This is a genomic window from Aneurinibacillus thermoaerophilus (assembly GCF_900099925.1).
Taxonomy (GTDB): Bacteria; Bacillota; Bacilli; order Aneurinibacillales; family Aneurinibacillaceae; genus Aneurinibacillus; species Aneurinibacillus thermoaerophilus.
Genome location: NZ_FNDE01000014.1, coordinates 19,002 through 34,543, shown reverse-complemented (window position 1 = coordinate 34,543; position 15,542 = coordinate 19,002). Strand labels below are relative to the sequence as shown.

Sequence of the window (15,542 nt, the reverse complement as noted above, 5' to 3'; positions counted from 1 at the left end):
AAAGAGCAGCCCGCTTCTTATTCATAACGCAACGCCTCAATCGGATTTAGCTTTGCCGCTTTGTTAGCAGGATACAATCCGAAGAAAATCCCGATGGAACTGGACACGGAAAATGCAAGCAAAACGGTCTCCCATGAAATCAAAAGCGGTATATTAGCATAGGAAAAGCCGATAGCTGATATACCAATACCAAGCAATGCTCCGATTAAGCCGCCGATTAACGACAAAATCATCGACTCCAGTAGGAACTGAAGCAAAATATCTTTCCGCTGCGCTCCAAGCGCTTTGCGGATTCCGATTTCTCTTGTCCGTTCCGTCACGGACACAAGCATAATATTCATCACGCCAATGCCGCCCACCACGAGGGAAATGCCAGCTACAATGCTAAAAATCAGGGTAATCATTCCAGTCATTTGCGAAAACTCTTTAATATTGTCTTCCATACTTAAAACTTCATAGTAATCTTTATGGTTATGCTTGCGGTTCAAATAATCCTTGACCTGCTTCATCGCAGGCCGCAATGCTTCTTTGGAAATGGCGGTCATTTCAATGTTGCTTACCGTTTGGTTTTCAGACAGCTCATTCGCAAAACGAAACGGAACAAACGCGCTCTTTGCTTTGGAAAAATCAAAGCTTACTTTCTCCTGCTTAAATACGCCGATCACCACTACGCTCCGATCGTTAAAACGCACGCGCTGACCGATCGGGTTTTCCGTCCCGAACAATTCCTGAGCTGCTCCGTCTTCCAATACGATAACCGGTCGGCGGTTTTTATCATCCTCGTCGGTAAAAAAGCGGCCTTGCACCATGTGGAGCGTGGGTTGTACAGCCGGAAGCTGGGCCGTCGTCGCCCTTACTTCGACGGTTTTCTTCTTATTGAGCCAGTAAAGCTCCGTATTGCCTACGTAAGAGTTGGCTACGGCAGCGGAAATGTACGGACTCACCTGCGGCAAATATTCCGCATCTTCCAAAGTAAGCGCGTTCGGATCTTCAGGCTCCTCCGTATCGTAGCGGGTATATACCATAAATTTATTTTGGCCGAACTTGCTTACCTGCTGCACGACCGCACTTTCGCCCCCTTTCCCAAGCGTCATAACCGCAATGACAGACGCGATACCAATAATAATCCCCAGCATCGTTAGAAAAGAACGCAGCTTATTGGCGCGCAAACCGTCCAAAGCCATGCTTAAGCTTTCCAGCAAACGCATAGATTACACCTCCTGTTGGCGCTCCGACGCCAGTTGTTGCGACGCGAATAATCGATCCCTCACGGGGTCATCGGCGACTACCTGGCCGTCGCGGAAGCGGATTAACCGCTTCGCATAGCATGCGATATCCGGTTCATGCGTAACAAGAATAATAGTCGTTCCTTGTTCATTTAACTGTTGGAAAATGTCCATAATTTCAATGCTTGTCCGCGAATCAAGCGCCCCGGTTGGCTCATCAGCCAGCACAATCGCCGGCTCATTTACGAGCGCGCGCGCAATCGCTACCCGCTGCCGCTGTCCGCCTGATAACTGATTCGGAATATGATTCATACGTTCGTCGAGCCCGACACGCGCAAGAGCCGCACGCGCCCGTTCCGTCCGTTCCTTTCTTCCGACCCCGGCATAAATCAGCGGCAATTCAACATTGCGCAGTGCGGTTGAACGCGGCAAAAGATGAAAGGTTTGAAAAACAAAACCGATTTTTTGGTTACGTACATGGGCAAGCTGCTTATCCGACAAATTCGTTACTTCCATTCCGTCTAAATGATACAGCCCGCTCGTCGGTCGATCCAGGCAGCCAATCATGTTCATAAATGTCGATTTTCCCGAACCGGATGGTCCCATAATAGCGACAAATTCCCCTTTTTCAACCGTTACGAAAACATTCTTCATCGCATAAATATCGCCACCGCCTGTGCGGTACACTTTGGACATATTCTCTACTTTTACCATGCTGTACCGCCCCTTTTATCTCGCTTCTCCGGGAACATTCGCTTCCATAACCGGCTCATTTTCCTTTAATTGCGGCCCCGGATTGGTGATAACTTTCGTGCCCGCTTTCAAACCTTGTTTAACTTCGGCAAACAATTCGTTTTCCATTCCGGTGACAACCGCCTTCTTCTTCGCCAGACCGTTCTCATTTATCCAGACGAACGCTTTCCCGCCGTTCTTCTGCACCGCTTCGATCGGTACTTGCAGCGCCTGTTTCGCGCTTTGGTGCACAATCGTTACATCTATCCGAAAGCCGGGGCGCAAAAGCTCATTTGGTTTGTCCAATGCCAGCTTCACCGCCACTTTGGCCCGTTCGCTCTGCTGTCCGCTTTTCTGTGTGGCGGCTTCTATCGCTACCGGTGAGATGCTTACCACATGAGCTTCGGCCACCTGTTTGCCTAACGCGCCTCCTTCCAGCTTAGCTTTCTGACCGACGCGCACTTTGCCGATATCAGCTTCCGCAATTTCCGCTTCCACGTATATATTTTGTGTCGTTCCCACTTTCAATAGTTCATTGCCTTTTGTCGTATATTCGCCCGCCTTCGCTTTTTGCGTCAATACGGTTCCGTCGATAGGAGCCACGATAAGCGCGTCATTTCTCTGGGCAAGCAACTGCTGCCTTTTCTCTTCGATTTTTTGTTTTTTGCTCGCAATGCTCTCTTTTTTCGTCGCCGTCCGCTTCTTCTTCTCTTCAAGCTGTGCAATCGATACCAGCAAAGCGGTGACCTCTTCCCGCTTCGGCCCTTTTTTCTTCTCTGCCAGTTCATATTGCGACGTTTTCAGCTTAAATTCAGCCTGTTTTATCTGGTCGCTCGCTTTATCCAATTCCTGCTTCTTTTCAGCTCCGCTCTCCACAAGCGTTTTGATGCGGGCGTATTCTCGCTTCGCTTGTTCAAGCTCTTGCTCGGCTTGACGAATCCCGTTTTCCGCTTTCGCAATTTCAATGGCATCATTCGCAGCTTGCAATTTCGCTAACTCCGCCTTTTTTTCGGCGATTTGCGCTGAAGTATCGGCAACCTGGTTATCGACATCCCTCGCCTGCTCATCCATATCTATCAATTGACTGTCTATATCAATTAATTGGTTTTTTATATCCTCCGTATAAATCTCACCTAATATCTGACCTTTTTTCACCGGCGCTCCCTCCGCTGCATGCAAAGCAACAATTTTTCCGCTCGCCCCTGCGTATACCGTCATTTCTTGTTCCATCTTTACTTTACCGGTAGTCATGATACGACTTTCCATATCTTTTTGCACAACGGTAGCAAGCGACACCGGCGTTCCTTCCACGCTGCGTGGTACGTACGCCGAATAGACGATATATCCCCCTATTGCTATGACCCCTGTAATAACACCAATCCATATTTTCTTTCGCACTTCTCCTTCTCCCTTTCTATGCTATCATCTTCGATGCTTCGACATTTATATTGAAATATGAAAGTCGAAATATCAAAGACTACGTACAATTTATAGAACCCATGGCACGCAATTTTGTGACACATTCCATAATCTATCGACCATATAACGACTAATACTTGCAAAAAATTTCCATCCCTGCAAAACCAACACAAACTTTTTAGCAATAAAACCATTCGCTTTCATATCGATACATGATAAACTCAGATTTAAGTCAAAAAAGACTTATATAAAAGTCAAAAATGACTCAACTTTACTGCCGACTTCCTTCGTTTCCCAATAATTATATCTTTTTTTAGCTTGGCACGCCTCTTGCTTTAATGAAATATACAGAACGTACATGAATCATTTTTCATATATTCTATCTGCCAGGGAGGTACACAAATGGGATACAAATTCGCTCATGTAAAAACAGAACTGCCAGGTCCGAAGGCTAAAGAAATTCTGGAACGCCGGAAACAATACGTTCCTAAAGGTATCAGTAACGGCATCCCTACTTTTGTAGAAAAAGCGCAGGGAGCGATCCTGACAGATGTTGATGGCAACACATACATTGACTTTGCAGGTGCCATCGGTACGATTAACGTCGGTCACTGCACGCCGGAAGTTGTAGAAGCGCTCCACGATCAAGTTGATAAGTATATCCATACCGGCTTTAATGTCATGATGTATGAACCGTATATTGAACTTGCGGAGCGTCTTGCGAAGTTAGCGCCAGGAGATCATGAAAAGCAAGTGATGTTTTTGAACAGCGGCGCAGAAGCGGTGGAAAACGCGGTGAAAATCGCGCGCAAATACACAAAACGTCAGGGCGTTGTCGTCTTCTCTCGTGGTTTTCATGGACGCACACTGTTGACGATGTCCATGACAAGCAAAGTAAAACCGTACAAATTTGAGTTCGGTCCGTTCGCGCCCGAAATCTACAAGGCGCCGTATCATTACGCATACCGTCGTCCAGAAGGCATGAGCGTCGAACAATATGATGAACACGTGCTAAACGAATTTAAAAACTTCCTGCTTGGTGACGTAGCTCCGGAAACGATCGCCGCAGTCGTCATGGAACCAGTGCAGGGCGAAGGCGGATTCATCGTTCCATCCAAAAAATTCGTGCAAGGTGTGGCGGAACTTTGTAAACAGTACGGTATCGTATTCGTTGCGGATGAAATTCAAACCGGCTTCAGCCGTACAGGTAAATATTTCGCAGTTGAACATTTTGATGTCGTTCCAGACTTAATAACCATTTCTAAATCTATGGGTGCAGGTCTGCCAATTAGCGGCGTAATCGGACGCAAAGAAATTATGGAAATGTCCAATCCGGGAGAATTAGGCGGCACATATTCGGGAAGCCCGCTCGGATGCCGTGCGGCGCTTGCAGTGCTTGATGTGATCGAGAAATACAACCTGAACGAACGCGGGCGCGTTATCGGCGAAAAAGTGATGGAGCGGTTTGCCAAGCTTGCGGAAAAATACGATATAATTGGAGATGTACGGGGCTTAGGTGCAATGTGCGCTATGGAGTTTGTCAAAGACAAACAAACGAAAGAACCAAATAAAGAAGTTGTAGGTACAATTGTAAATGAAGCCAATAAACGTGGTTTAATCACTCTCAGCGCCGGCTTATACGGCAACGTACTTCGCGTATTGATGCCGCTTGTCATTACAGACGAACAGCTTGAGGAAGGTCTCGATATTCTCGAGGAATCCATCGCAGCCGCTACATCCGCTCTGCAAGTTCACTAATTTTAGTGTTTACGTTGAAAGGGGTTTTCGAAAATGAATCAAACCATACCGAAGAAACCGCTTTATATTGCCGGAGGGGCAAAAGAAGCTTCTTCTTATAAACAGCTTCGATCCCCGCATACCGGAGAAGTAATTGCAGAAGTAGCTATCGGAACGCGGGAAGATATGAAAGCGGCGATTGACCATGCGGAAGAAGCGGCAAAAGTGATGGCCAAAATGCCGGCCCATAAGCGTGCCGCTATTCTGCAAAACGTCTCCTTGCTTCTAAAAGAACGCAAAGAAGAAGCGGCCCGTATTTTAGCGTTGGAGGCAGCAAAACCGATTGCGGTCGCACGTGGGGAAATCGCACGTACAATTGAGACATACCAATTTTCCGCTGATGAGGCGCGCCGCATCCACGGTGAAACGATTCCTATGGACGCGTCAGCTATGGGTGAAAACCGCATTGCTTACACGGTACGCCAACCGCTTGGCATCGTCGGAGCAATTACGCCGTTCAACTTCCCGTTCAACCTTGTGGCGCATAAACTCGGCCCGGCATTTGCCGCAGGGAATGCTGTTATCTTAAAGCCTGCGGATCAAACGCCGCTTTCCGCTTACTTTATTGCCGATTTATTCGCGGAAGCAGGACTACCTGCGGGCGCCCTGCAAGTCATTCCAGGGCCGGGCAGCGAAGTCGGGGACGAGCTTGTATGCGATGACCGCGTAAAAATCATTACTTTCACCGGAAGTCCAGAAGTAGGCAAGACGATCCGCGCCAAAGCGGGCCTGAAGCGAGTTGTGCTTGAACTCGGCTCCAACTCCGGCCTAATTATCGACGAAGGGTTCGATATTGAGCCCATTATCAAGCGTACCGTAACCGGGGCATTTACGTTCATGGGCCAAGTATGCATTTCACTTCAGCGCATCTATGTGCACCGCTCTCTGTATGATAGCTTCGTGGAGAAATTTGTAGCGGAAACGAAGAAACTCCGCATTGGCGATCCGCTGGATGAGACAACCGACATCGCCGCGCTTATTTCACAAAAGGATGTAGAACGAATCGCTTCCTGGATCGAAGAAGCAGAAACGCTCGGCGCGAAAGTGCTAACCGGAGGCACGGAAGGCAATATTGTCAAGCCGACAGTTATCGTCGATGTGCCACCGCACGCGAAAGTAAGCTGTCAGGAGACGTTCGCACCGGTCGTCGTTATCAGCCCATTCGATACGTTTGATGAAGCGATTGAAGCGGTGAATGACTCCCGCTATGGTTTGCAGGCTGGCATATACACGAACAACATGGAACACGCCTTTGAAGCGGCGGAACGCTTGGAAGTAGGCGGTGTGATGATTAACGATTTCCCGACATTCCGCGTCGACCATATGCCGTATGGCGGCGTAAAGGAAAGCGGCGTAGGACGCGAAGGCATCAAGTATGCAACCGAAGAAATGACAGAAATGAAGCTCGTTTGCTTCAACCGAAACAAATAAGAACGCCGTATATTCCGGCGCCCTATAATAAGGAGGCGCCCTTATGGATTCGAATATCCACATCGCACCGTTTCTTGATACGTTTTCAATCGGCTTCTGTTATGTACGTGAAGAATATTTCGAATACAACAAGCTGATTGAAAAATGGTTTTTCCAAAAAGATTGGACTCCCGTCCGCCTGTCCGAGTGTTTGCGTAAGTGGGCAGCGGACGGTGAATTTTTCCAACGCACAGATAGGTTTCTTTGGAAAGGAAAAATACTTGCCGAAACCGGCGGCTTCACCTGGCTCGTCTTTCCGTGGGAAAACGCGGAAAGCCATATTGCCACCGAATACGAGAATCTATACGCTGAACTGAAAAGCGTCTTCGCCGCAGCATATGACGAAATTTTCGTCACGGACGGGGAAGGATATACCGTCCGGGTGAACGGTGCCTGTGAACGTAACTACGGGCTTAAAGCTGAGCAAATGGTAGGAAAACACGTGACGGAGCTAGTCGCGGGAGGCATTTTCTCCCCTTCTGCGACACTCGATGTGATCGCGCAGCGCAAACAAATCAATCTCGTGCAACAAACACTGAACGGACGCAAGCTGCTCGTGACAGCTACCCCTGTTTTTACGCAAGATGGAAAGCTCATCCGCGTAGTAAGCAACTCGCGCGATATTACCGAACTTTTGCACCTGCGTGAACAGCTTGACCAGCTGCAAGAACGTGTGGAAACATACGAAGAAACGCTAAAACAGCATGAAGAAGCATCAGGTATGATATTGTCCGTGCGCAGCCCGGCGATGCTTAAGGTACTGTCCAAAATCGAAAAAGTGGCAAAAGTGGACAGCACCGTGCTTTTTCTCGGGGAGTCTGGAGTCGGTAAGACGCACCTTGCCCGTTATTTGCACAATATGAGCCCGCGCAAACACGCTCCTTTTCTTTCTGTGAACTGTAGCGCATTTCCCGAAGCACTGATTGAATCAGAACTATTCGGCTATGAGCGTGGCGCATTTTCCGGCGCACATGAAAAAGGGAAAAAAGGGCTGTTCGAAGCGGCGAACGGCGGGACGCTATTTCTGGATGAAATCGGGGAACTTCCACTGCCAATGCAAGCCAAACTGCTCAATGTCCTGCAAGAAAAGCAATTTTTCCGCATCGGTGGCACCACCCCAATTCAAGTGGACGTACGTATTATCGCAGCCACGAACCAGGACTTGAAAAAGAAGGTGGAAGAAAAAACGTTTCGCAACGATTTATACTATCGGCTTAATGTCATTCCCATCACGATCCCTCCTCTCAGGGAGCGAAAAGAAGACATCGTGCCGCTAGCCATACAGTTTCTCGAAGAATTTAAAGATATGTACGGCATTGAAAAAAAACTCAGCCATGCAGCCGCAGAAGAGTTACGGCGCGCCAATTGGCCGGGTAATATCCGGGAATTGCACAATTTTCTCGAACGGCTCGTAGTCACGATCGACGAAGATACCATTACAACCAAACATATTGCAACTGCGCTTCGAGATGAAGATGAAACAATGACAGAGCAAGAACATGAAAACCTCTCGCTCAAAAAAAGGCTGGAATTGTACGAAGGGCAAATTATCCGACGTATGTACGAAGAGTGCGGCAGCACTTACAAGCTGGCGGAAAAACTCGGCATCAGCCAATCGAGCGCCATGCGCAAAGTCAACAAATATGTAAAGGAACTGTGACATGCTGGTAACGTTATACGGGACGCAAACTTCGGAGACAATGGATATTCATCTCGATCACCCGCATACCGTCGGCGCCATCCTTGAAATCTTGCTTACGATTCATCCCTGGTTCTTCCAAGCGCTACCGCCTGGAAGAGACAAATCAACGCTGGCAGAAGCATTGTTAATTAGGGATGCGGACAATACCGCTCTTACCGTCGACGATATCGTTACAAATGATACCAAACTTGAAATCCAGTTTCATAATACGATATAATGCTGAGGGACCCCTGTTTTGCGTAAAACAGGGGTTTTTAGATATAGAAATTCACCGAATCAATCCAACCGACGCAAAGAATGCACGGTATGTTCAACGATATTATATATATCGCCAATGTTATCTTCGTTAATTTTGCGTCCAAAATCAAGCGTAACGGTGTTGCGGTACAAGGCAGGTTCATCGAGCTCTAAAGGCTCGTACCGAAAAGCTAGTTCCTGCATGATAAGCGGACGATGCGACCATATAGCGTTGAGTTCTTCCTCAATTCTTCTGCACCGCGCTATATCTGTTATTTCCATAACGAATTGGACGCGCAGCGTACAGCCAAACTTCCGGCCTTCGCTTTCGGGAAGCTCAAGAATCTCCCCCACCAGATCCGCCGCATCAGCAGACAAGATCAGAAGCGCTGTCGTTCCTTTTTCTGCCTTCTTATGTCGCTCACTGAAGCCAATTGTGTACGTGCGGGACATGGAGGCCAACTCCACGGTATCGCTGCGGGAAGTAACCAGAATTTCGCCCGCAAAATCGAAATCGTATATCGCGCCCTCAAGCGCTACTTTTATGTTTTCGTATATAGTCGGATCAAACACCTCATTCTCCCCTATACTTGCTTCTGTCTAAGCTTTCTCGCTTTGCGCCGCGCTTCGTCTTCCACAGCATTTTTGGCGGCGAGAGCATCGTAATCCACCTTCCACTTCCCGCGCGCTGTTTGGACAATGGCAGTAATAATCGCCCCAAAGAAAACAACCAGAATGATGACACCTGTAATAAACATCATAATCATACTGGGGCTAGAGAACATAGCCAAAAGTAACCACTCCTCTCCTAATGACGAAAAACTATATCAACGCCTAAGGCGCGTACGTTCGCCTTATTTATTATACCTTATCCCCTGCTTTATATAGAGTATTTTTGCTTCGAAACAAAAATCAGTGACCGCTAAACAACGCGGACGGAGCTAGGATGCCATCAGTGGTATAAACTCCAATTCGCAACCCCTTCACACATTGAGAATCTCTCGTCTAAATTGGAGCCCTCTTCAATGACTCTGGTGTGGAAATCACTTGCATCGCCAACATCAAGTCTTCCACACGACGTGCCATCGCATTACTGCAAACAAAATCTTACTCTGCCAGCGTAGCGAATAGAGGTCATAATTATATATGCACTATACTGGTAGCTTAAGGTAATAAGAAAACACACGAATTTTTCGCTGACTTAGCTTCGCGTCCCCATCCACATAGATGAGATCAGCATGAGTTTCATTGTCAAAACGTTAGCGCTACCCTTTGTATTGTTCATCATGTATTCGTTAATAATAAAAAAAATCCTAAAAAAAATGATAAAGGGGGAAGATTCATAACGATGAAAATGAGTCAGCTCTGGCGGAAGAAAGCCCGTAAATCAAAGCAATGGCTTTCACAGGAGAAGGCAGCGATATCCTCTATCCCCTTGCAACCCTTGCACACTTCGCTAGAAAAAAACGTTCAGGACATTACGGAACAATTGGGCCAAAATACGGATTTCACTTCGCACCACCTGATTTGCGCAGGAAGGCGCGTCGCTTTATTTTTCTTTCAAAGTCTTGTAGATATCCAACATCTAAGTGAATACGTCATCCTTCCCTTACAGGAGCGTTGGGACAAAGATGCAAGCGAAAAGGGACTGCTTTTATCCGAAGAAAAAGCGAAACATGAGCTTCTGCAAATAATCCAGCGACAAATCGTGGCCACCACAGAAACACAACGGATCATGGACTGGCAAGCTGCTATTCAACAAATGCTGGATGGAAAAGCACTGTTAATTGTTGACGGGGAAGCCACGGGGCTCGCGGTTGGAGTAGAAAGGGTAGAAAAGCGGAATATTGCAAATCCCGATACAGAACAAAGCGTGATCGGACCGAAAGAAAGCTTTATAGAGGATTTGGATACCAATATTACGCTAATCCGCCAACGTCTGCGTGATCCCAAATTAACTATCGAAGTCATTAATATAACAAAGCGGGGAAAACACAAGGTTTGTATATTCTATCTAGAAGATGTGGCTAATCCGAGTATCATAGAAGAAGTGAAAAGGCGCCTGTTTGCTATCGACACAGATATCATACAAGGACAAATGCATCTACAGGAATTAATCGAAGACAATTCGTTTTCTTTATTTCCCGAGCTGCGTCCGACAGAACGGCCAGACGTCGTCTGCTCCTACTTGTTGGAAGGGAACGTGGTGGTCATGACGGGGAACTCGTCTCACGCACTCATTCTTCCTATCACATTTTTCCAGCTGCTGGACACGGTTGATGATTACTACAGCAGTTGGCAGTACGCGACCCTAATCCGCTTTGTTCGAATGCTTGCCCTCCTGTTCAGTATCGTAATTCCAGGATTGTACCTTTCGTTAACCGCCTTTAACCCTGAGCTGATTCCCACACGACTGGTTATCTCTATGGACGCTGCTCGAACAAAGGTAGCTCTACCGATTTTAATGGAAATATTTGTAATGGAAATCATGATTGAAATTCTTCGGGAAGCCGGAGTAAAACTGCCCAAACCAATTGGACAGGCCGTCAGTATCATCGGGGGCTTGGTCATCGGAGAAGCGGTCGTCAGCGCCAATCTGGTGAGCCCCGTTACCATCGTGATTATCGCGCTCACCACGATCTCGTCCTTTGCAGCCCCTGTCTACTTACTGGGCATCACATATCGAATTTTACGCTTCTTCGTGCTTTTTTGTAGCAGCATTCTAGGACTCTACGGCTTGATATTGGGGTTGTTTTTCATTCACGCTCATACGGCCCGACTTGTCTCGTTTGGAGTGCCCTATCTGGCCCCTCTCTCTCCTCTTCGCATAGCGGATTGGAAAGATACACTGGTACGTTTTCCGTTTAAAAAGCTTACAAAACGCCCCTCATTTCTTAACCCGTTGCAAAGAAGTAAAAGTAAGCCTTTGCCAATGATATCTAGAAAACAACACAAAAAGGAGAACAAACGATAATCAAGCAGCGTCTTGAAGAATCACCGCTGTCAATGAACCATGTTTACTTTTCCAAGGAATTATCACTCATTCGAGAAGGAAGGAAAATGTACGCAAAAGCTGAGTAAAAGAAGCAATTTCCATAAAGAAGGGTGATATTAATTATGATGAGTGGAAATGAAGTTCGTCCAAGCTTAACCCCTGTTCAACTTGTGTTCCTCATATTCGGCGTCATTATCGGTACCGGTTTTATCACGCTACCTCGAGGGGTGATGGAAAAAGCGCGAGAAGACGCATGGCTGACTATCATATTAGCGATAGGCTTCTGCTTTTTCTCGCTATGGTTAATTTTACGGATCGCTCGCGTCTTTCCAGGGGACACGGTAATTGAATACAATGTAAAACTTTTCGGCCGTACGGTCGGACTGTTGTTTAACCTATCGCTTGCAGGGTACTACTTATTTTTCACTATTACCGGAATCCGAGTCATGGCGGAAGTAGTGAGATCAGAAATGCTGCCATTTACCCCCATTGAAGTCATCATTGGCAGCATGCTACTCATCCTTCTTTATTCCTCATGGGACGGCCTCATGCCAATCGTCCGGATACATGAATCAGGAATCCCCAGTTCTATCTTTATGTTGGTGTTCTTTTTGATGTTAGCTTATTTGGAAGCTGATTGGTATGAACTACGGGTACCTTTTTTGGACGGAATGACCTCTGTCATTCAATCGTTACCGAATACGGTGTACTCCTTTCTGGGCTATGAAATTTTATTTCTGTATTACCCGTTTATTGCCAAGAAAGAGAAAGCGTATCTGCACACCGCTATCGGCATTGGAGTGTCCGGCATCTTTTATATCTTCGTCGTGTTGGGTGCATTAGTTACGCTTGGACCGGATGTGACCATAGCTCAAACATACCCTGTCATTACGATGGCAAAAACGATTGAAATTGTCAGACAATTTATAGAACGAGCCGAACTATTGCTGATTATCTTATGGCTCCCTTTAGCGTATACCACCCATCTAGTCACTTTTTTCTCAACAGCTTTTGCATTGAACCGCACGTTTCCGCGTATTTCGTTGCGATGGTGGATGGTGTTATCGCTTCCGTTAATCTTCGTCTTGTCCCTCGTTCCGGAAAATTTGATCGAAATGGAGGGTTGGCTGAATGTGGTAGGGGCTATCGGTTTGTTCCTTCTCATCGGCTATCCACTACTTCTCCTCACCTGTGTATTTGTACGACGAAAACTGGGGCTCCTTCCCTCTCCCGAACAAAAAGGTGATAGCGTATGAAAAAATGGAAGAGAAGTTTTATATCAGCAATTACACTCATAAGTTTTGCTGTCATTCTTCTAACAGGATGTTGGGATTATAGGGAATTGGAAAGGCGAGCGATCATCGTAGGACTTGGTATTGAGGAACTCCCCCCGGAACGCTTTGCAGGAAAGGAAATGCGTATGTATCAAGTTATCGTGCAGGTAGTAGAAGCGGCCAGTGCAAGTGGTCAGATGGGAATGGGGACGCAGACAGGACAACAACCAAAAGGCTATACCAACTTTATCTTTAAAACTCCGTCCATTGCGAACGGAATTGAGCAAATCACCACGCAAAGCGATCGCTTCCCCATTTTATCTCATCTGCAAATGATTGCTGTAGGAGAAAAAGTATCCGAGAAAGGGCTCAATGAACTATTTGACTTTTTCTCCCGCTTTCCCCAAATGCGTCGTCACACCGAGATAATTATGACAACAGGCCCGATTACTGAGTACTTCACAATACCGAGCGTGTCGGAACCAACTCCCTCTCTGCATATTGCAGAGATCACAGACAGCGTTCAAAAAACATTGATCATGCCTGAATCCAATTTGGGTACCGTGAGCAAGAGCGTTCGGAGCAACACACCTTTCTTTTTACTTACAGCCTCTATAAACAAAAGAAAGCAAATTGTCATTAATCAAGCGACTGTCTTTCAGAACTTCAAGAAGATGGGCATATTGTCCAAAAACGACATCCAAAACCTTTCCATACTACACGGCGAGATCGAAAGAGGGGTATTGAACTTTCCTTGCTACGCTGGAAAAAAAGTAGGATTGCAAATTCTCAAGGGAAAAAATAACATCCGTCCTACCATGAAAAACAATAGACCCCACATTACGTTTCAGATTGAGTTGGACACCGAGCTAATGGAATATCAATGTCTTGGCGCCTCCTTCGATAAACCGAACCAGCTTGAACGGGCTGAGCGTATTTATTCAGATATTCTGGAAAAACGATTGCACAAGACTATAGAAACACTCAAAAAGAAGTACAAAGCCGATGTGTTTCGGTTGACTACAAGGCTCAAAAACCACCCTGATATGTATAAACAGATACGTAAACAGCCGAAAACATTTTTTGAGCAATTGACTATCGACGTAAATGTAGACTTAAAAATCCGCAACATTGGAGATTCACTCAAGACTCCTCATTATAAGTTGAAGAAATGAACGTACATGGCTTTTCAGCCGCAACCCTGACACAAAAATCAGGAGATCAGTCTTTCTCAACAGGAGTATACCTGAAATATAAAGTATTTTGTCATTTCTTGAAGATAAAAAGTGGAATTTGACGAACGATTTTTGTTTCATTGCTAATTTTAAACAGGTAAAATTAATAGTAAGAACCTCGCAACATACCTCTGGCTAGTCTTCAGTTGACTCCCTTTGTTGGTGCGTCCTTGCGCACCATCTTTTTTATGCGTAAAAAAGAAAAACTCGCGGGTATTGCCTACGAGCCAGCCTGTAGACAAAGTTCCGCAAGGAACAGGAGCTACAGGCTGAGACGTTTTTTACATGCCTTTCGCTTTTACAAATACACGTACAATTTGCTCTGTTTGTTTTTCAAGCAATACCGTGGCCCGCCCCATCGCTTCTTCCACGGAAAGCGGGCCATCAACCAAACTGAAAGCGGCGGTAAGCCCGCGTCCGTAAAGGGGCGAAATATCCCCGTCGATGCCGCCAACAACAGCAATCACCGGAATGCCGCGCCCGGCGCAAACCGCACATACGCCCGCCACTACTTTTCCGCCCGCTGTCTGGGCATCCAGGCGCCCCTCACCAGTCAGAACGGCAGTTATTGAATGCTCGTCCAGCAAGCGTTCCAGTCCAAGCATCTCGCTAACAATAGCAAATCCCGGACGAATTTCCGCGCCAAGCAAACCGCACAGCCCGGCCGCCGTTCCGCCCGCCGCCCCAGCTCCCGGCATATCGTGTACAGCGACACCCGTCTTGTGCCTTATCTGATCCGCCCAGACAGTCAGCGCTTCCCCCAGTTCACGTATCGCTTCTTTGTCCGCTCCTTTTTGCGGGCCAAATACATAGGCCGCTCCCTGCGGTCCAAGCAGTGGGTTCGTCACATCGCACGCGAGACGGAATTTTGCCTGCTTTATGCCCTCATCGACCCGTGAATCGTCAATGTGCGCTAATTCCCGCAAATAGACGCCTCCGCGCGGCAACTCCTCTCCGCAATGGTCAAGCAACCGAAACCCCAATGCTTGGAGAATTCCAGCCCCTCCATCTACAGTAGCGCTTCCACCAAGGCAAATAATAAATGAAGCGATCCCTCGTTCCATTGCTCGCATGATTAATTGTCCGGTGCCAAACGTAGACGCAAGCCTCGGATTTAATTCTTCCTTTTTGAGGAGCGTGAGGCCAGATGCGGTCGCCAATTCTACAATCGCCGTTTTTCCATCTCCCGTTACACCATAATATCCGCATATTGGCCTACCTAACGGATCTTCGATCATCGTCTCGTATATTGTCCCTTTGGTTGCTTTCACCAAATGTTCGAGCGTGCCTTCTCCACCATCCGATAGCGGAAGTGTAAAAGTGCGAGCCGAAGGCCTTGCTTTAAGTACGCCCCTTCTCATCGCTTCAGCCGCTTCTTTTGCTGAAACACTTCCTTTAAATGAATCCGGTGCCAGCAAAAATTTCATTGTACTTTCCTCTCCCTATTTTTTCTCC

At 46.9% G+C, this 15,542-nt stretch carries 13 protein-coding genes; 7 read left to right on the top strand and 6 right to left on the bottom strand.

The features are described 5' to 3' along the window. Positions 1-17: 17 nt before the first annotated feature. The 3 genes from BLR88_RS08955 to BLR88_RS08945 are packed head-to-tail and all read right to left on the bottom strand — an operon-like array spanning position 18 to position 3,356. Complete coding sequence (locus BLR88_RS08955; protein WP_057899820.1) at positions 18-1,208, bottom strand: ABC transporter permease; 1,191 nt, start codon at positions 1,206-1,208, stop codon at positions 18-20. 3 nt (positions 1,209-1,211) lie between these two features. Further along, positions 1,212-1,940: an ABC transporter ATP-binding protein gene (locus tag BLR88_RS08950; RefSeq protein ID WP_091260472.1), complete on the bottom strand. Its 729-nt coding sequence runs from the start codon at positions 1,938-1,940 to the stop codon at positions 1,212-1,214. 15 nt (positions 1,941-1,955) lie between these two features. Further along, positions 1,956-3,356: an efflux RND transporter periplasmic adaptor subunit gene (locus BLR88_RS08945; protein ID WP_057899822.1), complete on the bottom strand. Its 1,401-nt coding sequence runs from the start codon at positions 3,354-3,356 to the stop codon at positions 1,956-1,958. Between the two features lie 423 nt (positions 3,357-3,779). Between BLR88_RS08945 and gabT the strand changes: the two genes are divergently transcribed. The 4 genes from gabT to BLR88_RS08925 all read left to right on the top strand — a co-directional run bounded on the left by gabT (position 3,780) and on the right by BLR88_RS08925 (position 8,563). Beyond that, positions 3,780-5,135: a 4-aminobutyrate--2-oxoglutarate transaminase gene (gene gabT, locus BLR88_RS08940; protein WP_091260471.1), complete on the top strand. Its 1,356-nt coding sequence runs from the start codon at positions 3,780-3,782 to the stop codon at positions 5,133-5,135. A gap of 33 nt (positions 5,136-5,168) precedes the next feature. Further along, positions 5,169-6,605: an aldehyde dehydrogenase family protein gene (locus BLR88_RS08935; protein WP_057899824.1), complete on the top strand. Its 1,437-nt coding sequence runs from the start codon at positions 5,169-5,171 to the stop codon at positions 6,603-6,605. A gap of 319 nt (positions 6,606-6,924) precedes the next feature. Further along, complete coding sequence (locus BLR88_RS08930; protein ID WP_408863336.1) at positions 6,925-8,304, top strand: sigma-54 interaction domain-containing protein; 1,380 nt, start codon at positions 6,925-6,927, stop codon at positions 8,302-8,304. Between the two features lies 1 nt (position 8,305). Then, positions 8,306-8,563: a hypothetical protein gene (locus tag BLR88_RS08925; RefSeq protein ID WP_057899825.1), complete on the top strand. Its 258-nt coding sequence runs from the start codon at positions 8,306-8,308 to the stop codon at positions 8,561-8,563. 59 nt (positions 8,564-8,622) lie between these two features. Here the strand turns inward: BLR88_RS08925 and BLR88_RS08920 are convergent, their stop codons facing one another. Continuing rightward, complete coding sequence (locus tag BLR88_RS08920; RefSeq protein WP_091260468.1) at positions 8,623-9,156, bottom strand: hypothetical protein; 534 nt, start codon at positions 9,154-9,156, stop codon at positions 8,623-8,625. A gap of 11 nt (positions 9,157-9,167) precedes the next feature. Beyond that, positions 9,168-9,350: a hypothetical protein gene (locus tag BLR88_RS08915; RefSeq protein ID WP_057899827.1), complete on the bottom strand. Its 183-nt coding sequence runs from the start codon at positions 9,348-9,350 to the stop codon at positions 9,168-9,170. 587 nt (positions 9,351-9,937) lie between these two features. Between BLR88_RS08915 and BLR88_RS08910 the strand changes: the two genes are divergently transcribed. The 3 genes from BLR88_RS08910 (at position 9,938) to BLR88_RS08900 (ending at position 14,027) form a co-directional block, all read left to right on the top strand. Beyond that, positions 9,938-11,557: a spore germination protein gene (locus BLR88_RS08910; RefSeq protein WP_175493585.1), complete on the top strand. Its 1,620-nt coding sequence runs from the start codon at positions 9,938-9,940 to the stop codon at positions 11,555-11,557. Positions 11,558-11,703: 146 nt separating this feature from the next. Further along, positions 11,704-12,834, top strand: a complete 1,131-nt coding sequence (locus BLR88_RS08905; protein ID WP_175493584.1) for a GerAB/ArcD/ProY family transporter — start codon at positions 11,704-11,706, stop codon at positions 12,832-12,834. Then, entirely contained in the window at positions 12,831-14,027 is a 1,197-nt protein-coding gene (locus tag BLR88_RS08900; protein ID WP_091260464.1) for a Ger(x)C family spore germination protein, read from the top strand. The genes BLR88_RS08905 and BLR88_RS08900 overlap by 4 nt, the downstream gene beginning before the upstream one ends. Before the next feature lie 341 nt (positions 14,028-14,368). On the opposite strand, the gene BLR88_RS08895 is transcribed toward BLR88_RS08900, so the two are convergent. Continuing rightward, a complete protein-coding gene (locus BLR88_RS08895; RefSeq protein ID WP_057899831.1) occupies positions 14,369-15,514 on the bottom strand; it encodes a glycerate kinase in 1,146 nt (381 codons plus the stop codon). Positions 15,515-15,542: the final 28 nt, after the last annotated feature.